This is a genomic window from Marinobacter arenosus (genome assembly GCF_019264345.1).
Classification (GTDB): domain Bacteria; phylum Pseudomonadota; class Gammaproteobacteria; order Pseudomonadales; family Oleiphilaceae; genus Marinobacter; species Marinobacter arenosus.
The window spans coordinates 2,318,691-2,336,290 of sequence record NZ_JAHVAO010000001.1; the positions used below are offsets into that span (position 1 = coordinate 2,318,691).

The following is a 17,600-nucleotide window of genomic DNA, read 5'->3' on the forward strand; positions in this document are numbered from 1 at the left end:
TTACGGCAGCTCCGACAGCCAAAACCATTTACCTCAGCCATCAGACAAGAGGTGCAACATGGATCTCAATTACACCCCCGAACAAGCGGCCTTTCGCGCCGAGGTTCGCCAATTCCTGGAAGACAATCTTCCGGATGACATTCGCGAACGCGTGCAAAAACGCCTGCGCCACGATAAAGACATGACCCAGCGCTGGCAGGCAATACTGCACGAGAAGGGCTGGGGCGCCTCCACCTGGCCGGAAGAGTTTGGCGGCCCCGGCTGGAGCCCGATCGAGCAACTGATCTTCGAGGAAGAATGTGCCCTTGCCGGCGCGCCCCGCCAGCTGGATTTCGGGCTGCGCATGGTTGCCCCGGTGATCATGACGTTTGGCAACGACGAGCAGAAACAGCGCTTCCTGCCGGGCATTCTGAGCGGTGAAGACTGGTGGTGCCAGGGCTACTCCGAGCCGGGCTCCGGTTCCGATCTGGCCTCCTTGCGTACGGCCGCCAAGCGCGAGGGTGACCATTACATTGTCAACGGCCAGAAAACCTGGACAACACTCGGCCAGCACGCCGACTGGATTTTCTGCCTGGTGCGCACCAGCACCGAAGGCAAGCCCCAGCAGGGCATTTCCTTCCTGCTGATCGACATGAACAGCCCGGGCATCGAAGTGCGCCCCATCATCATGCTGGACGGCGAGCACGAAATTAACGAAGTCTATTTCGACAATGTGAAGGTGCCGGCCGAGAACCTGATTGGCGAAGAGAATCAGGGCTGGACCTACGCCAAGTTCCTGCTCGGTCACGAGCGCACCGGGCTGGCCAACGTCGGGCAGTGGAAGGCACTGATGAAACGCCTGAAGGAAGTCGCCCGGGAAGAACAGGACGGGCAGCGGCCGCTGATCGAGAACACCCGCTTCCGGGATCGCCTGGCGCAACTGGATGCGGAACTCCGGGCGCTGGAGCTGACGGTGTTACGGGTACTGACCGACAAGCGTGGCCCCGGCCCCCAGGCCTCGATCCTGAAGATTCGTGGCACGGAGATCGGCCAGAAACTGTTCGAGATGCTGATGGAAGCCACCGGCCAGGATGCCATTGCCCACATTCCGGAGGCACTGGAGCTGGACTACCAGGGCCCCCGCACCGGCTCCATCGATGCCACGCCGGCGGCCGGCGATTACTTCAACATGCGCAAGCTGTCGATCTTTGGCGGGTCGAACGAGATCCAGCGCAACATCATCGCCCAACTCGTGCTTGGTCTTTAACAGCGCCTGCAGCTCTTAAGATTTGGAGAGACGTCTATGAATTTTGAACTCACCGAAGAACAGCAGATGCTGAACGATTCCCTGCGCCGCTTCGTGACCAACGAATACGGGTTCGAGAAACGCGGTGAAGTGATTGCGTCCGGCCAGGGCAGCGACCCGGCCACCTGGGCCGCGCTGGCAGAGATGGGTTTGCTGGCGTTCACCTTCCCCGAAGCCTATGACGGCCTGGGGGGTAACGCGATTGACACCATGGTGGTGATGGAGAATTTCGGGCGCAGCCTGGTGGTTGAGCCCTACCTGGCCACCGTCGTGCTGGCCGGCGGCCTGATCCGCGATCATGGCAGCGAGGCCCAGAAAAAAGACATACTGCCCGCTATCGGAAGCGGTGAACGGTTGCTGGCCTTTGCCCACAGCGAGCCCGGTGCCCGTTACAATCTGAGCCACGTACACACCACCGCGCGGCGGGACGGAGACGGCTACCGGATCAGCGGCCACAAGACCGCCGTCCTGCACGGCGGACAGGCCCAACAGGTTATCGTGTCAGCCCGCACCAGCGGCGAGCCGGGCGATGAGCGCGGCCTATCACTGTTTCTGGTCGACACCTCGACCCCGGGTATCCAGGTGGACGACTTTGCGACCCACGATGGCCATCGCATGGCGGACATCCAGTTCAGCGGGGTAAGCGTCAGCGCCGACCATCTGATTGGCACCCTCGATGAGGCCTTCCCGGCCATTGAGAAGGCCACCGATCTGGGCATTGCTGCCCTGTGCGCGGAGGCGGTCGGCGCCATGGAAGCCATGAACGCCACCACCCTGGAGTACATCAGGACCCGCAAGCAGTTTGGCGTGGCCATCGGCAAGTTCCAGGTGTTGCAGCATCGGATGGCTGATATGTTTATCCAGGCCGAGCAGGCGAAATCCATGGCCATTCTGGCCGCCAGCGAGGCCGACTCCGACGTCCGCACGCAACGTCGGGAAGCCCTGTCCATGGCCAAGACCCTGGTGGGCCAGGCCGCCCGCTTTGTCGGTCAGGAAGGTGTGCAGCTGCACGGCGGCATGGGGGTGACCGACGAGATGTTCGCCGCCCACCTGTTCAAGCGCCTGACCCTGATCAACCTGCTGTTTGGCGACGCCGACCACCATCTGGCCCAGGTCAGTGACGGCCTGCTGGCCGCGAGCGCCTGAGTTCGACCCTACAGAAGAGGAACCCATTATGAGCGTGAAACAGTTACTGGACCTGACCGGAAAGGTCGCTTTCATCACCGGTGGCTCCCGGGGCCTCGGACTGCAGATGGCGGAAGCGCTGGGCGAACTGGGCGCCAGCGTCGCCATCAGTGCCCGCAAGCAGCATGAGCTGGATGCCGCCAAAGAGCATCTGGAGGGGCTGGGCGTGAAGGTGATCACCATCGCCGCGGATCTGGGCAATCTCGAGGGGATTCCGGCGGTGGTCGATCAGGTGGTCGACCAGCTGGGCGACATCGACATCCTGGTGAACAACGCCGGCGCCACCTGGGGCGCCCCGGCCGAGGACTACCCGGCCGAAGGCTGGATGAAGGTGATGAACCTGAACGTCAACGCCAGCTTCTTCCTGACCCAGACCGTGGGCAAGCGCTGCATGATCCCGCGCCAGACCGGCAAGGTCATCAACATCGCCTCCATCGCTGGACTTTCCGGCAATCCGGAGGGCATGAAGACCATCGCCTACAACACCAGCAAGGGTGCCATGGTGAACTTCACCCGGGCGCTGGCCGCCGAGTGGGGCCGGTACAACATCAACGTGAACGCCCTGTGCCCCGGTTTCTTCCCCTCGAAGATGTCCCAGGGGTTGCTGGATGCCCAGGGCGAGAAGATGCTGGAGCGCATCCCCTTGAACCGTTTCGGCGGCGAGGAAGACCTCAAGGGTGCCGCGGTGCTGCTGGCCTCCGAGGCCGGTCGTCACATCACCGGGCAGTGCCTGGCCGTGGACGGCGGCACCCTCGTAAGCTGAGATGTGAGCTGAGCTCTGCCGGTTCCCGGCTGTCCCGCACCGCTGGATTGGCTATGCTAAAGGCTGCTGCGGTATCGCAATCAGGATGCGATGATCGGGATTGACCATGAATCCAAGGGCTCTGGGCGCACCACGTCGATTCGTCCGGGCGGCCATGCTTGTGGCCGCTCTGGCCTGTGCGCCCCCGGCAATGGCACAGTGCCCCGAACCCATCTCGCCAGATGAACGGCTGCGCCGGGCAGCCAGCGTCACCCTGACCGGCGCGGGTGTCATCACCGCCTGGGGTGTCACCCACTGGGATTATTTCAGTACCAGCCCGAGCGCCTCGTCGGAAGGCTGGTTCGGCCAGGACAGCCCCGAGGGCGGCGCCGACAAGCTTGGTCACCTGTTCACCACCTACGCCACGGCTCAGGGCATCGCCAGCCTGTACGAGCACTGGTGCTTCACCCCGGAGAACGCTGCCCGGTACGGTGCGCTGTCCTCGTTTGCCATCCTGGGGTATATGGAATTCGGAGACGCCTTCAGCGACTTCGGTTTCTCCTACGAGGATCTGATCGCCAATGCCGCCGGCGCCCTCGCGGGCTATTACCGGTACCGCTTTCCAAGCCTGGCCGAAAAGGTCGACCTGCGCTGGGAGTATGGCTTTGAGCCAAACCAGATTGACGTCACCACCGATTACGACAACTCGAAATACCTGGTGGCTCTCAAACTGAATGGCTTCGATGCGTTCAGGCGGGGGGTTCTCCGGCACGTGGAGTTCCACGCCGGCTATTACACCCGGGGCTACTCAGCCCCGGATGAGCCCGATGAGCGCACGCTCTACGTGGGCATCGGCCTGAACCTGACGGACCTGTTCCGGCGTCAGGGCTACCGAAAGACCGCCACGTTTTTCAACTACTACCAGCCACCCGGCATCTACCTCGCAGCCGAGGAAACCCCGGGCGACTGATCAGGCGTCAAGCCAACGCGACGTCCTGTCCCTCCAGTTCCGACTGGACCTGCTCGCAGCGATACTGTGCGGCATCAAAACGGCGGGTCTGCTGCCGAAACTGCCAGGTGAAGCCCGGCCAGAGCGTGGTGTTCTTGCCATTCTCGTTGACGTACCAACTCTTGCAGCCGGTGTGCCAGACCGAATCACCGAGCTTGGCGTGCACCGAGGCGTTGTACTGGCTGAACGCCTCTTCTTTCACCTCGACACTGCGCCAGCCTTTGCGGTCCATGGTTTTCACCGCGTCCAGGATGTACTGGATCTGGGATTCGATCATATACACCATCGAACTGTGGCCCAGACCGGTGTTGGGACCCGTGAGCATGAAAAAGTTCGGGAAACCGGTGATCGCGCTGCCCTTGTAGGCCTCGGCGCCTTCTTTCCAGGCTTCCAGCAGGTCCTGGCCATTACGGCCATGCACCATGCCGGCGGGAATCGGATCCTGGGCCTTGAAGCCAGTGCCGTAGATGATGCAGTCCACTTCCCGCTCGTTGCCCTGACCATCCACAATCACGTTGCCGCGCACTTCCCGGATACCATCGGTGAGCACGTTAACGTGGTCCTGTGCCAGCGCCGGGTAATAGTTGTTGGAGATGAGCACCCGCTTACAGCCAAAGTGGAAATCCGGGGTCACCTTCCGGCGCAGTGCCTTGTCCTTGATTTGGCTGCGGATGTGCCGGCGGGCCTGGAGCTCCCCCAGCTTGAGGATACGCGGGTTACCGACGAAGCCCAGCACCCGGGCTTCCAGCATCCAGTAGATGCTCTGTCGTAAGGCGTTGAGGGTCTGGGGGAACCGGCGGAATAGGGCTTTCTCCAGCGGACGGATCTCCCGGTCCGGCTTGGGCATGATCCACGGCGGGGTACGCTGGTACAGGTCAAGCCGGGCGGCTTCCTTGGCCACTTCCGGGACGAACTGGATGGCGGAGGCACCGGTGCCGATCACCGCCACGCGCTTGCCTCGCAGATCGTAGCCATGATCCCAGTCCTGGGAATGGAAGCTCTTGCCGGTGAAGGTCTCAATGCCCTTGATGGCGGGGTAAGCCGGCGTACTGAGTCCGCCCATCGCCGATACCACAATGTCAGCCCTGAAACGCTCGAACGACGGCAACGCCTTGTCGCTGCGGTCCAGCGTGTCGCCCGGCTTGAGTCCCTTGTCCTGCATATAGGCCCAGAGCGTGGGGCTGTCGCAGGTTTCCACGGTCCACTGGGCGCGCTGGTCATCCCAGTGCGCTCCGGCCACGTGCGTGTTCAGGCGGATGTGCTCCATCAAGCCGTACTTTTCGGCACACCCGCGCAGGTACTCCTTGATTTCCTGCTGGCGGGCGAACATCCGGCTCCAGTTCGGGTTCTGCTCGAAGGAGAAGGAGTACAGGGCCGACTGCACGTCACAGGCACAACCGGGGTAATGGTTTTCGTGCCAGGTACCGCCGACGTCGTCGCTCTGTTCGAGAATGACAAAATCGTTGTAGCCGGCCTCCTTGAGTTTGATGCCCATTCCCAATCCGGAGAATCCGGTTCCAATGATGGCAATCTTCGTTGTCTGGCTCATGGTAACCTCGTGTTCCTGTGACCTGTGCGGCCTTGTCTGTTGTTGTCGATCGCGTCATGATGGCGATCGGTAGACACATGTATACACAGAAAGGTAGACAACTGTATACTCTGATTCGATCAAAACCCACTAGTTGGCCCTTACTGACAACCAACTGTCCTTCCCTCCAACATTGAGAAGGGGCAATCGGGGGAAGCTTTCCGAAACCCGCTCGAGCACGTCCATGTGGCGCTTGAGCTCCGCCATCCATGGCTGCGCACAGTTTCGGAAAGCTTCCCCCAATTCCCCCATCTGACTGAGGCGTTACATCATGAGTGTGTTAACGGGCGGCAAACTGAAGCTTGTGCAGGCCGCGCTGAGACTGATCACCCAGAGCCGGAGCCTGACATCATTGGGCCTGCGGGAGCTTGCGCGGGAAGCGGGACTGAACCCGAACACCTTCTACCGGCATTTCCGGAACCTGGACGAGTTCGGACTGAACGTGCTCGGCTACATCGCCGAGGACATGAAGGCCGGGGTGCGGGAGTTGCGGCGCACGGCGGATACCTCCGAGCAGGCCGCCCACGACACCGTCAGTTTCGTGTACCACTATTTCCTGGCCAACCCGGCCGCGACCACCGTGGCCGTGCGGGAGTTGCATGGTCCTTCCCCCGTCCTGCGACGGGCCCTGGAAGCCCAGTTGGACGCCAGCGCGCGTGAGATGGCCGAGGACCTGATTGACCGGGACCTGGTCAAGGCGGTTGCCCCGGACACCATTCATGAAATCTCCCACATGACCATCCGCTACATCCTGTTCCGGGCCATGGATTACATCGATCAGCCGGCACAGCGGGAACGCATTCAGCGGGAAACCGAGCGATTCATCAACCGGCAGTTTCGCGGCGCGATGGTGGACTCCCTGTCGCCCGAGCGGCTGGCGCAACTGGTTGCCAGTACCGAATGACCCTTCGGTAATCGCCCCATTTTGATGTAAACGGGCAGGTTCCTCAGGTTGAACTAGTCTGTATATCAGATACTTGGTTCATCCGTTCAGCCGGAGGGCGCACGCATTATGAAACTGGGCATCCCGAAAGAGATTTTCACCGACGAGCGGCGGGTAGCGGTCACGCCACCGTCGGCGCACAAGCTGATCGACCTGGGGTACGAGGTTGTTGTCGAAGCCGGTGCCGGCGAGGCCGCGCATTACCGTGACGAGGCCTACGAAGCGGTCGGCGCCAGCATCGCCGTTGATACCCGGTCGTTATGGCGCGACTCGGATTTCATCCTGAAGGTCCGGGCGCCGATGGAAAACCCTTCCCTGGGAGCCCACGAGATCGACCTGATGAAGGAGGGGGCCTTCCTCGTCAGTTACATCTGGCCAGCCCAGAATCCGGAGCTGCTGGAGAAGCTCGCGGCCAAAAAGATCACTTCGTTCGCCATCGACAGCCTGCCGCGAATCAGCCGGGCCCAGAAGATGGATGCCCTGAGCGCCATGGCCAACATCGCCGGCTACCGGGCGGTCATTGAGGCGGCCAATCATTTCGGGCGATTCTTCACCGGCCAGGTCACTGCGGCGGGCAAGGTGCCGCCGGCCAAGGTGATGGTGATCGGCGCCGGTGTCGCCGGCCTGGCGGCCGTGGGCGCCGCCAACAGCCTGGGGGCGGTGGTACGCGCCTTCGATACCCGGCTGGAGGTGAAGGAACAGATCGAAAGCATGGGTGCGGAATTCCTGGAGCTTGATTTTGGCGAGGAAGAAGGCAGCGGCTCCGGCGGCTACGCCAAGCAGATGAGCGATGAGTTCATCAAGGCCGAGATGGCGTTGTTCGCGGAGCAGGCGAAAGAGGTGGATATCATCATCACCACCGCACTGATTCCCGGCAAGCCGGCACCCAGACTGATCACCGCCGACATGGTCAAGTCCATGAAGCCCGGCAGCGTCATTGTCGACCTGGCTTCCGAGCGGGGCGGCAACTGCGAGCTGACCGAGCCCGGTACCATTGTCGAGAAACACGGCGTTACCCTGATTGGCTACACCGACCTGCCGAGCCGGATGGCCAAGGTGGCCAGCGATCTCTACGCCACCAACCTGTTTCACCTGCTGACCGAGCTGACCCCGGAGAAGAATGGCGAGCCCCAGGTCAACATGGAGGACGACGTTATCCGTGGCCTGACCGTGGTGCACGGCCAGGATGTAACCTGGCCGCCACCCCAACCCGAGGCGCCGGTCAGTCCGAAGCCCGCGCCCGGCACCGAGGAACCTTCGGCGGCCCAGAAGGAAGCCGCCCGCAAGGAATCGGCCCGCCGGAGCCTGATTGGCAAGGGCGTCTTGCTGCTGGTCACGGTGGCCGCCCTGTACGGGGTTGGCGCCCATGCCCCGGAGAGTTTCCTCCGTCATTTCACGGTGTTTGTGCTGGCCTGTTTCATCGGCTGGCAGGTCATCTGGAATGTCACCCCGTCGCTGCATACCCCCCTGATGAGCGTCACCAACGCCATCAGCGGCATCATCGTGATCGGGGCCATGCTGCACCTGGCCCAGGCCAGTAACATCGCGGTCGGGATCATGGCGTTTGTCGCGGTGCTGATTGCCAGCATCAACGTGGGGGGCGGCTTCCGGGTCACCCACCGCATGCTCAAAATGTTCCGTAAGTAGGAGTCGACCACCATGAGTACAGGACTCGTCAGTGTGGCCTATGTGGTGGCCAGCGTGTTGTTCATCCTCAGTCTCGGTGGTCTGAGCCACCAGGAATCGGCCCGGCGCGGCAATCTCTATGGCGTCGCCGGAATCATCATTGCCCTGATTGCCACGGTGGCCAACGTCAGCGGTGGCGGTCTGATCGCCATCGTGATTGCGGTGCTCGTCGGCGCCAGCATCGGCATCGCCATCGCCAACAAGGTGGAAATGACCCAGATGCCGCAGCTGGTGGCCCTGCTCCACAGTTTCGTGGGGCTGGCGGCGGTGTTTGTGGGCTTTGCCGGCTACATCGAACCGCTCAAGGTCACCGTGGGGACCGAGCACACCATCAAACTGGTGGAGGTGTTTGTCGGGATCTTCATTGGTGCCGTTACCTTCACCGGGTCACTGGTGGCCTGCGGCAAGCTCGACGGCCGCATCGCCAGCAAGGCCCTGACCCTGCCCGGACGTCACCTGATGAACCTGGCGGCGGTGATCGTCTCCGTGCTGCTGGGAGCCTGGTTCCTGGGGACCGACAGCCTGGCCCTGGGCCTGGTGGCGCTGGTACTGATGACCCTGATCGCCTCGGTCCTGGGTATCCACCTGATCATGGCCATTGGCGGGGCCGACATGCCGGTGGTGGTGTCCATGCTCAACAGCTACTCGGGCTGGGCGGCGGCGTCCATCGGCTTCATGCTGGGTAATGACCTGCTGATCGTGACCGGTGCCCTGGTCGGCAGCAGCGGTGCCATCCTGAGTTACATCATGTGCAAGGCGATGAACCGGTCGTTCATCAGCGTCATCCTCGGCGGCTTTGGCCAGACCAGCAGCAGTTCGGCCGCGGCCGATTCCGACCAGTCGGTGCACGAAACCACCGTTGACGAGGTCTGCGAGGAGCTGCGCAATGCCGAGTCCGTGATCATCGTTCCAGGCTACGGCATGGCGGTGGCCCAGGCCCAGAGCGGCGTCAGTGACATGACCAAGCTACTCCGGGAACGGGGCGTCAACGTCCGCTTTGGCATTCACCCGGTGGCGGGTCGCCTGCCCGGCCACATGAATGTCCTGCTGGCCGAGGCCCATGTGCCTTATGACATCGTTCTGGAGATGGACGAAATCAACGACGATTTCCCGAACACCGACGTGGTGCTGGTCATCGGCGCCAATGATACCGTGAATCCGGCCGCCGCCGAGGATCCGGGCAGCCCGATTGCCGGTATGCCGGTGCTGGAGGTCTGGAAATCCCACCAGGTGGTGATCCTGAAACGGGGCATGGCGACCGGCTATTCCGGCGTGGAAAACCCCTTGTTCTTCAAGGACAACGCGCGGATGCTGTTTGGCGACGCCAAGGACAGTATCGACAAGCTGGTGAGTGGCCTGCGGGGCTAGCGGAGCGGGATTGCGGCCTGGTGCCCGGCGACGCCGGAGACCAGGCCGGACCGCGGCTTATTCAGTGGTGTTATAGACGTAGGACGAAACCGTGCCGTCCTCGTTGAACCGCACGACCAGATCGGTGGTCTCGGCATCACCGAACGCCGACCAGCGGTACTTGCCGTAGGTCCAGGTACGCTTGCCGTCCTCAACACCGGTGCGCCAGGGCTCGCCGAACAGTGCCTCGATGTCGGAGCGGGTGGTCTCGCCGATGGTGATTTCGTCGACGTTGTGGGTCGCGAAATCCTGGCCGACCGTGGCACACCCGGCCAGAGTCAGCACCGCAACCAGGGCCGTCATCTTCAGTAAGGCTGAGTTCAACATCCTTTCACTCCCTTCCAATGAACAATAGGCCCCATGATAGTGGATAGGCCGGCGGATGCGATTACGGATCAGACAGGTACCGGATTCGACAGGCACAAAAAAGCCCCGGTTAACCGGGGCCGAAGGGGGTACACAAACTTAATAGAGTTTGGCCAGTGACTTCTTGGCGAACGGCTCGACCTCACCAATCCGCCCTTCCTTCACTTTCACCAGCCATTCCGGGTCCTGCAACAGGGCGCGCCCCACGGCAATCAGGTCAAACTCGTGGTTGTTCATGCGTTCCACCAGCTCGTCGATGCCGGCCTGTTCCACCGCTTCCTTCTTGCTGGCAAAGGTGCCGCTGATGAAGTCCTCGGTCAGGCCGACACTGCCAACCGACATGGTCGGTTTACCGGTGAGTTTCTGGGTCCAGCCAGCCAGGTTCAGGTTTGAACCCTCGAATTCCGGCTCCCAGAAACGACGGGTGGACGCGTGGAAGATGTCCACGCCGGCCTCGACCAGCGGCGCCAGGAAGGCGTCCAGTTCTTCCGGAGTATTGACCAGTTTCGCCTCGTAATCCTGCTGCTTCCACTGGGAGAAACGCAGCATGATCGGGTAGTCCGGGCCGACGCGATGACGGACGGCCTCGACGATCTCGACCACGAACCGCAGCCGGTTTTCCATGCTGCCGCCGTATTCGTCGTCCCGCTGGTTGGTGCCTTCCCACAGGAACTGGTCCAGCAGGTAACCGTGGGCACCGTGAATCTCGACGCCGTCAAAACCGAGCCCCTTGGCATCCTGGGCGGCATCCGCAAACGCCTTGATCACATCGTCGATGTCATCCTTGGTCATGGCCTTGCCGTTGGGCTTGCCAGGGGCAAACAGGCCAGATGGGCTGTAACCCGGGACCGAGGGATCCGGCTCGGTTCCTTCCTTGCGCACAGCACCCACGTGCCAGAGCTGCGGGAAAATGGCACCGCCCGCTTCATGCACGGCATCCACAACCTGCTTCCAGCCGCCCAGGGCATTGTCGCCATGAAACGCCGGGACATTCGGGTAGCCATTGGCGCCCGCGTGGTTCACGGTGGTGCCTTCGGTAATCAGCAGGCCAACGCCATTTTCCGCGCGGCGACGGTAATAGCTGACCACGTCCTCGTTGGGGACATTGCCCGGCGAGAAGTTACGGGTCATGGGCGCCATGGCCACGCGGTTGCGCAGCTTCAGGTTGTGAAGCTCAAACGGTTCGAAAAGGGGGCCAAGATTCATGGTCATGGAAGAGCACTCCTCGCTTAAAGAAGCTGACTGGCAATGAGGTAAGGAAAAACGTAGCGACCTCATCAATTTGGTTTCGTAAAGCAACCCTATTCAATCTGGTTTTAAAATGCAACCCTATTCGGTACACTCCCTGACATGGCCAGAAAACGTTTTGATGATTCCAACTGCTCCGTCGCCCGTGCCCTCAATGAAGTGGGGGACTGGTGGTCGCTGCTGATTGTGCTGCACGCCATGTACGGTACCCGGCGCTTTGTCGACTTCCAGCAGGAACTGGGCATTGCCAAGAACATCCTGTGTGACCGCCTGGCCCGGCTGGTGGACAATCGGGTCCTGAGCAAGGTTGATGTTGGCGAGCACGGCTCCCGCTTTGAATACCGGCTGACCGAGAAGGGCCGGGACCTGTTCCCGGTGGTGATTGCCCTGCGTCAGTGGGGCGACAAGTGGAACCCGGCGCCTGATGAGCCGCCGCTGGATCTCCGGGACCGGGCCACGGGCCGCCCCATCCACCCGGTGGAAGTCCAGGACGCTGACGGCCAGCCACTGACGGTCCGGGACGTGTTCGTACCCGAGGCGTCCCTGCCCGCCGGCCGGACCGAAAGCAAAAAAAGCTCCGCCTGACTATTGGCACAAGCCCCACACCTGCCCACTTTTTGAGTTACATCAAAGCGCTGGCTGAAGCGGGGGCGTTCGCCGGCGATTCTTGCGCCAAGTCAACTTTCCATTTCGCTCGGTCATTAACCTGACCCCATCACACTTTCAGGTTAAGGAGATCGAGATGTCCCGTACATTCACACTCAGTGTTCTGGCCACTGCGATGCTGGCCGCCGCCCCCGCCGTCAACGCTTATGAGGCCGGTGATTTCATTTTCCGTGCCGGTGCCGCCACGGTGGATCCGGATTCCTCCAGCAACAGTCTGAGAACCGACCTGCCCGGGCTAGCCGTCATTCCCGGCGCCAAGGTCAAGGTCGACTCCGATACCCAGCTTGGGCTGACCTTCACCTACATGCTCTCTGACCACGTCGGTGTCGGCCTGCTCGCCGCCACCCCGTTCAATCACGACATCAAGGGCGACGGCATTCTGGGCGGCGCAGGCAAGCTGGGTGAAACTAAGCACCTGCCACCGACCCTGACCCTCCAGTATTTCCCGATGCCAAGCGCCAGCAAGTTCCAGCCGTACCTCGGGGCCGGCGTGAACTACACGAACTTCTTCGAAGAGAAAACCACGCAAACCCTGACCGACACCGTGGATGCCGTCGCCCAGGCCAACCTGGGAACACCGGCAGGGACGGTGGATCGCACCGACCTGACGCTGGACGACAGCTTTGGCCTGGCAGCCGAGGTGGGTCTGGATTACCGGCTGACGGATAACGTCGGCCTGAACGCCGCGGTGTGGTGGCTCGACATCGACACCGACGCCGAGATCGGTGTCTACGCCGCTGATGGCAGCAAGATCACCACCGGGAAGCTCGATGTGGACATCGACCCCTGGGTTTACATGGTCGGCGTCTCCTACACGTTCTGATCCCCGTGCCGTCCGGCAACCTAATGGGTCTGTGGGTTGTCGAAAGGTGCGCTTCCTGTGCGGGGCCCTCGGGCCCCGCTTTTTTGTCACAGAAACGAAAAAGGCGGAGCAATCGCTCCGCCTTTCTGAAGGACCTCAACCGGCCTCAGGCACTCTGACGCTGGCCCGAACGAGCCCGCTGACCACCGCCATTCTGGCTGCGGCCACCACTGCGTCCACCCGGCTTGGCGCCGGCGCTCCTGGGTTTGCCACCGGGCCGGCCCTGACCACCACCGTTGCCGTTACGGCCTCGGGCTTTGCTCGGATCGGCCTTGGCTTTTGGCTTCAACGGCAGGTTGTTGGTCGGCTCAAAGCCTTCCACCGACTTGCGTGGCAACTGCTTCTTGATCAGTTTCTCGATGCCTGCCAGCAACTTGCCCTCGTCGGCGCTGACCAGAGACAGGGCATGGCCACTTTCTCCGGCACGCCCGGTGCGGCCGATCCGGTGGACATAGTCTTCCGGCACGTTCGGCAATTCAAAATTCACCACCTGCGGCAGCTGCTTGATGTCCAGACCACGGGCGGCGATGTCGGTTGCCACCAGCACCCGGATGTCACCCTGCTTGAACTCACTGAGCGCGCGGGTACGGGCGCCCTGGGATTTGTTGCCATGGATCGCGGCGGCGGTGATGCCGTCCCGCTCCAGTTTCTGGGTCAGGCGGTTGGCACCGTGCTTGGTGCGGGTAAAGACCAGCACCTGCTCCCAGTCGTTGTCACGTACGAGCTTGCTCAGCAGCGCGGTTTTCTGGCTCTGATCCACCGGATAAACCGACTGTTTCACCTTCTCGGCGGTGGTGTTGCGGGCCGCCACTTCCACCTGAACCGGGTTGTCCAGCAGCCCCTCGGCCAGAGTACGAATCTCGTTGGAGAAAGTCGCTGAGAACAGCAGGTTCTGGCGCTTGGCCGGCAACAATGCCAGGATTTTGCGGATGTCACGGATGAAACCCATGTCCAGCATCCGGTCGGCTTCGTCCAGGACCAGGATCTCGACCTCGTCAAAACGCACCGCGTTCTGCTGGTACAGGTCCATGAGTCGTCCCGGTGTCGCCACCAGCACATCCAGGCCCTTACGCAGCTTCATCATCTGGGGATTGATTTTCACCCCGCCGAAGACCACGGCCGCCTTGGTTGGAATATATTTGCTGTACAGGTTCACGCTGTCATGCACCTGTGCCGCCAGCTCGCGGGTCGGCGCCAGGATCAGGGCGCGGGGGCCCTTGCCAGTGCGCGGTTTTTCACCAAGACGCTGCAACAGCGGCAGGGTAAAGCCGGCGGTTTTGCCGGTGCCGGTCTGGGCCGCCGCCATCACGTCCTTGCCGGACAGGACCGCGGGGATGGCCTGGGCCTGAATCGGAGACGGGGTTTCGTAACCCTGATCGGAGGTGGCACGGACCAGCTGCTCGGACAAACCGAGTGAAGAAAAATTCATAGTGGATCAACTCTTGATTGTTCTGCCTCCACGAACACCGGTTCTCGGCGAATGCGGGCAGATGCCATGAAGATTCATGGAATAAAAGACGACTACAGTCACGCGCCGTTAACGGGGTGACGTCCTCTGACAGGTCGTATGGATGGTTCGCAACACGGCGATAAGCCGGAAAAGCGGAATCCCTAGAGGCAGGATGCGGGCACAGTAACAGAGGCCCGGCGACTTAGCCATAGGTATTTGTTAACGGTCGTCCGGGAACTCAAGGGCCCGCGGACCGTCACAGACACCTCTCATTCCCGACCGGAGTTTTCATGACCAGCATCAGCGTGGGCCCCATGAGCCTGTCCATCGGCCATCTTTCAGTGCTTGTCGCCCTGCTCCTGGCCCTGCTGGTGGGCGGTCTTATGGGACGGCGGCACCGCGTGCCGGTGGCGGGCCCGGTCGCCGACATCTTCCTTGCCGCCATGATCACTGCCCGTGTTGGTTTTGTGGGGCAGTACTTCGAACACTACCGGAATGACCTGCTCGGGATCATCGATATCCGGGATGGCGGATTTGATGCGGTCTGGGGGGTGATCGGGGCCCTGGCGATGACGCTCTTCCTGCTGTGGCGCCGGCAGGCGCTTCGCCGCGCCCTGACCGTTGCCGTAGCGACGGGCGTCCTGTTCTGGGCCGGCACCACCGCCACCATTGCCCTGATCGAGCAACAGGCCCGGGGGATACCGGAGGTGGCGCTGAGGGCTCTGGATGGGCAGCCCAGCTCGCTCCCGGATCTGGCGCAGGGCAAACCCATGGTGGTCAATCTGTGGGCGACCTGGTGCCCGCCCTGCATCCGGGAAATGCCCGTTCTTCAGCAGGCACAGGCGCGCGATTCCGATGTGGTCTACGTGTTTGCCAACCAGCGCGAGCACCCCGGCACCATCCGGGCATTCCTGGCGGATCAGCAGCTGGAGGTAAACAACGTCTATCTGGACAAAACTGGCCAGCTGGCCCGCGTCTCAGGCAGCCACGGTTTGCCCACTACCCTGTTCTACAACGCCAGCGGCCAACTGGTGGATTCCCACATGGGGCAACTTTCCCACGCCACCCTCGCCCGAGGTCTGGACAAGTTCGGGCAACGGTCAAGTCAATCCGATGTCGATCAGCGGGCCGGCAATACCGCATCGGACGAGGTTCAATAGATGCTCGCAACCCCTTCCGGTCGGCTCTTGAAGCGCTTGTGCAACCACAGGTACTGGTCCGGCTGTTCCCGAACGGTGTCCTCGATGAAGCCGTTCCAGATCTCCGCGTCCTTCTGGGTATCGTCACCAAACTGTTCCTGAATCGGCGAAAACTCCACCCGGTAACTGCCATCGGGCATGCGCAGGTGACTGACGCAGAGGATCGACGCCCCGGACTGCCGGGCGATATAGCTGGGGGAGGTGATGCAGCCGGCGTTGACGCCGAAAAAGGGCACGAACACTTCCGATTTCTTGCCAAAGTCCTGGTCACAGGCGAACCAGACCTGCCCGCCCTCTTTCAGGAACGACAGCATTGGCCGCAGCTCGCGCTTGGTAAAGGGTCGAATGTTGAAATGCCGGCGGCGGCCACGTTCGATCATCCGGTCGATGACCGGGTTGTTGTTGGGGCGGTACATGTAGCCCGGCTTGTCGAGCTGGCAGGCAATCAGCGGCAACGCGAAATCAAAGATGCTGTAGTGGCCACCGATCAGCAGTACCCCGTTGCCCCGTTGTTTGGCCTCTTCGAGGTGTTCGAGGCCATGGACCGACGCTCGATCGCAATAAGGTGTCATATCCCGCCACCAGGCGTGGATGCTCTCCAGAAAGCCCCTGGCCGAGGCGACAAACGTGTCCTCAACCAGTTGGCTGCGCTCGGCGTCGTTGAGCTCCGGCATGCAGGCGGAGAGATTGGCGTCGGCCACTTTGGCCCGGGATTTGAGCTTGCGGGCAAGGAAGCGGCCCAGTGCACCGCCAAAGCGTTGCTTGGCAGACATGGGCAGAAACGACAACAACCAGAGGACAAAAACCAGACACCAGGAACCCCAGTACGCCGGGTGCCAGAGCGGGCGCCGGGCCGCCTTGCTGCGAGAGGCCATACAACAGTCACCTACAACAGAAATAATGACCGGCCGAGAATCAGGAAAAACCAAACCGGATGAACAGGTGTGCAGCCTGACACAGCCATCCACCGATGTGTACGTGTTTTCCGTAACAGTACTTTTCGCAGCACGTTGGGGGGTTCAGGGGTCAGCGCGTTGCCGCCTCGGCGAAACGGGCCAGTGCCCCGGTGATGTTTGCCAGCACCTCGTCGCAGCCCTCGATGCCATGCCGGGCTTTGAGATAGGCCGGATCGTTGTAGCCAAGCCAGACCTGGCCGTCTTCGTCTTCCCAGATCAGGGCCTTCTGTGGCAGGTCGGCGGCCACGCTCTGTGCGCAGCGCATCAGCGGCGTACCCACTGTCGGATTGCCGAAGATCACCAGCTCGGTCGGCCTCAGGTAGGAGCCGGCGGCTTCCGCACCAGCCGCGTGGTCAATCCGGTTCATCACCCTCATGCCTTTCTCTTCAAGTGCCGCCACCAGCTTGTCCGCCGTGGCCGGCACACTGTAGCTGCTCTTGACCGCAATCAGACCATCGGCGGCATGGGTCAGACCGGCAGTAGCCAGGGTGAACAGGGCAGCGGCGAACAGCCTGAGCATCTTCATATCCAGCGTCCTTTCATTCGGTGGTGGGCACAACCAATAGTAGACCACTACAGCAGGCCATGGTCCCTGGCACTCTGCTCCAGCCGCTCCTGTTCCTGTTGAAGCATCCGGCTGACGGCTTCCAGCTCCCTTATCCGCGCATTGACCCGGGCTCGCTTCTCCGCCATGAGCGCGGCGCCTTCCAGGCAGTTGATCCGGTCCGACCGCACCGCGTCCAGCAGGTCCCGGATCTCACGCAGGGAAAACCCCAGGTCCTTGAGCTGTCGCACCATCGCAACCCGGTCAACGGCCTGTTCCGGGTACTCCCGGTAATTGTTGTTCGCCCGGGCCACCTCACGGATCAGTCCCTGCTTTTCGTAGTACCGGAGCGTGTAACGGCTGACCCCGGTGCGCTGCTCCAGTTCGGCAATCCGCATGTCCATCGCCCCTGTTGACCTTAGAGTTTACTCCATACTTTAGGCTGGTTCCGTTCACCCAAACAA

Annotated in this window: 17 protein-coding genes; 10 read left to right on the forward strand and 7 right to left on the reverse strand. The window is 61.9% G+C overall.

From position 1 onward, the window contains the following. Nucleotides 1–58 precede the first annotated feature (58 nt). The 4 genes from KXD86_RS10700 to KXD86_RS10715 all read left to right on the forward strand — a co-directional run bounded on the left by KXD86_RS10700 (nucleotide 59) and on the right by KXD86_RS10715 (nucleotide 4,182). Nucleotides 59–1,246 carry an acyl-CoA dehydrogenase family protein gene (locus KXD86_RS10700; RefSeq protein ID WP_218636008.1) on the forward strand — a complete coding sequence of 396 codons (1,188 nt, stop codon included), beginning with the start codon at nucleotides 59–61 and terminating at the stop codon, nucleotides 1,244–1,246. Nucleotides 1,247–1,282: 36 nt separating this feature from the next. Further along, nucleotides 1,283–2,431, forward strand: coding sequence for an acyl-CoA dehydrogenase family protein (locus tag KXD86_RS10705; protein WP_218636009.1), 1,149 nt, complete (start codon nucleotides 1,283–1,285; stop codon nucleotides 2,429–2,431). A gap of 28 nt (nucleotides 2,432–2,459) precedes the next feature. Beyond that, nucleotides 2,460–3,233: an SDR family oxidoreductase gene (locus tag KXD86_RS10710; protein ID WP_218636010.1), complete on the forward strand. Its 774-nt coding sequence runs from the start codon at nucleotides 2,460–2,462 to the stop codon at nucleotides 3,231–3,233. Nucleotides 3,234–3,339: 106 nt separating this feature from the next. Further along, nucleotides 3,340–4,182, forward strand: a complete 843-nt coding sequence (locus KXD86_RS10715; protein WP_218636011.1) for a DUF2279 domain-containing protein — start codon at nucleotides 3,340–3,342, stop codon at nucleotides 4,180–4,182. Between the two features lie 7 nt (nucleotides 4,183–4,189). On the opposite strand, the gene KXD86_RS10720 is transcribed toward KXD86_RS10715, so the two are convergent. Beyond that, nucleotides 4,190–5,770 carry a flavin-containing monooxygenase gene (locus tag KXD86_RS10720; RefSeq protein ID WP_218636012.1) on the reverse strand — a complete coding sequence of 527 codons (1,581 nt, stop codon included), beginning with the start codon at nucleotides 5,768–5,770 and terminating at the stop codon, nucleotides 4,190–4,192. A 310-nt stretch (nucleotides 5,771–6,080) separates the two neighbouring features. Here KXD86_RS10720 and KXD86_RS10725 point away from each other — a divergent pair, with 310 nt between their 5' ends. The 3 genes from KXD86_RS10725 to pntB all read left to right on the forward strand — a co-directional run bounded on the left by KXD86_RS10725 (nucleotide 6,081) and on the right by pntB (nucleotide 9,806). Further along, nucleotides 6,081–6,713: a TetR family transcriptional regulator gene (locus KXD86_RS10725; RefSeq protein ID WP_218636013.1), complete on the forward strand. Its 633-nt coding sequence runs from the start codon at nucleotides 6,081–6,083 to the stop codon at nucleotides 6,711–6,713. A 108-nt stretch (nucleotides 6,714–6,821) separates the two neighbouring features. Continuing rightward, complete coding sequence (locus KXD86_RS10730) at nucleotides 6,822–8,399, forward strand: Re/Si-specific NAD(P)(+) transhydrogenase subunit alpha (RefSeq protein ID WP_218636014.1); 1,578 nt, start codon at nucleotides 6,822–6,824, stop codon at nucleotides 8,397–8,399. A gap of 12 nt (nucleotides 8,400–8,411) precedes the next feature. Continuing rightward, nucleotides 8,412–9,806, forward strand: coding sequence for a Re/Si-specific NAD(P)(+) transhydrogenase subunit beta (gene pntB / locus KXD86_RS10735; protein WP_218636015.1), 1,395 nt, complete (start codon nucleotides 8,412–8,414; stop codon nucleotides 9,804–9,806). A 57-nt stretch (nucleotides 9,807–9,863) separates the two neighbouring features. On the opposite strand, the gene bamE is transcribed toward pntB, so the two are convergent. Both bamE and KXD86_RS10745 read right to left on the reverse strand, forming a co-directional pair. Continuing rightward, nucleotides 9,864–10,172 (reverse strand): outer membrane protein assembly factor BamE domain-containing protein, encoded by a 309-nt coding sequence (gene bamE / locus KXD86_RS10740; protein WP_218636016.1) that lies wholly within the window; start codon nucleotides 10,170–10,172, stop codon nucleotides 9,864–9,866. 138 nt (nucleotides 10,173–10,310) lie between these two features. Beyond that, nucleotides 10,311–11,423, reverse strand: coding sequence for an NADH:flavin oxidoreductase (locus KXD86_RS10745; RefSeq protein WP_218636017.1), 1,113 nt, complete (start codon nucleotides 11,421–11,423; stop codon nucleotides 10,311–10,313). A 138-nt stretch (nucleotides 11,424–11,561) separates the two neighbouring features. Between KXD86_RS10745 and KXD86_RS10750 the strand changes: the two genes are divergently transcribed. After that, nucleotides 11,562–12,044, forward strand: coding sequence for a winged helix-turn-helix transcriptional regulator (locus KXD86_RS10750; protein WP_218636018.1), 483 nt, complete (start codon nucleotides 11,562–11,564; stop codon nucleotides 12,042–12,044). A gap of 157 nt (nucleotides 12,045–12,201) precedes the next feature. Continuing rightward, on the forward strand, nucleotides 12,202–12,948 hold the full coding sequence (locus KXD86_RS10755; protein ID WP_218636019.1) for an OmpW/AlkL family protein: 747 nt from the start codon (nucleotides 12,202–12,204) through the stop codon (nucleotides 12,946–12,948). A 145-nt stretch (nucleotides 12,949–13,093) separates the two neighbouring features. On the opposite strand, the gene KXD86_RS10760 is transcribed toward KXD86_RS10755, so the two are convergent. Further along, on the reverse strand, nucleotides 13,094–14,416 hold the full coding sequence (locus KXD86_RS10760) for a DEAD/DEAH box helicase (RefSeq protein WP_218636020.1): 1,323 nt from the start codon (nucleotides 14,414–14,416) through the stop codon (nucleotides 13,094–13,096). 311 nt (nucleotides 14,417–14,727) lie between these two features. Here KXD86_RS10760 and KXD86_RS10765 point away from each other — a divergent pair, with 311 nt between their 5' ends. Beyond that, on the forward strand, nucleotides 14,728–15,597 hold the full coding sequence (locus KXD86_RS10765; RefSeq protein ID WP_218636021.1) for a TlpA disulfide reductase family protein: 870 nt from the start codon (nucleotides 14,728–14,730) through the stop codon (nucleotides 15,595–15,597). Here the strand turns inward: KXD86_RS10765 and KXD86_RS10770 are convergent. From KXD86_RS10770 to KXD86_RS10780, 3 genes are all read right to left on the reverse strand, one after another. Next, on the reverse strand, nucleotides 15,591–16,511 hold the full coding sequence (locus KXD86_RS10770; RefSeq protein WP_218636022.1) for a lysophospholipid acyltransferase family protein: 921 nt from the start codon (nucleotides 16,509–16,511) through the stop codon (nucleotides 15,591–15,593). The two genes, KXD86_RS10765 and KXD86_RS10770, sit on opposite strands and share 7 nt — an antisense overlap. Before the next feature lie 151 nt (nucleotides 16,512–16,662). Further along, nucleotides 16,663–17,112: a DUF302 domain-containing protein gene (locus tag KXD86_RS10775; RefSeq protein ID WP_376770975.1), complete on the reverse strand. Its 450-nt coding sequence runs from the start codon at nucleotides 17,110–17,112 to the stop codon at nucleotides 16,663–16,665. Nucleotides 17,113–17,165: 53 nt separating this feature from the next. Continuing rightward, on the reverse strand, nucleotides 17,166–17,534 hold the full coding sequence (locus tag KXD86_RS10780) for a MerR family transcriptional regulator (protein WP_218636024.1): 369 nt from the start codon (nucleotides 17,532–17,534) through the stop codon (nucleotides 17,166–17,168). Between the last annotated feature and the right edge of the window lie 66 nt (nucleotides 17,535–17,600).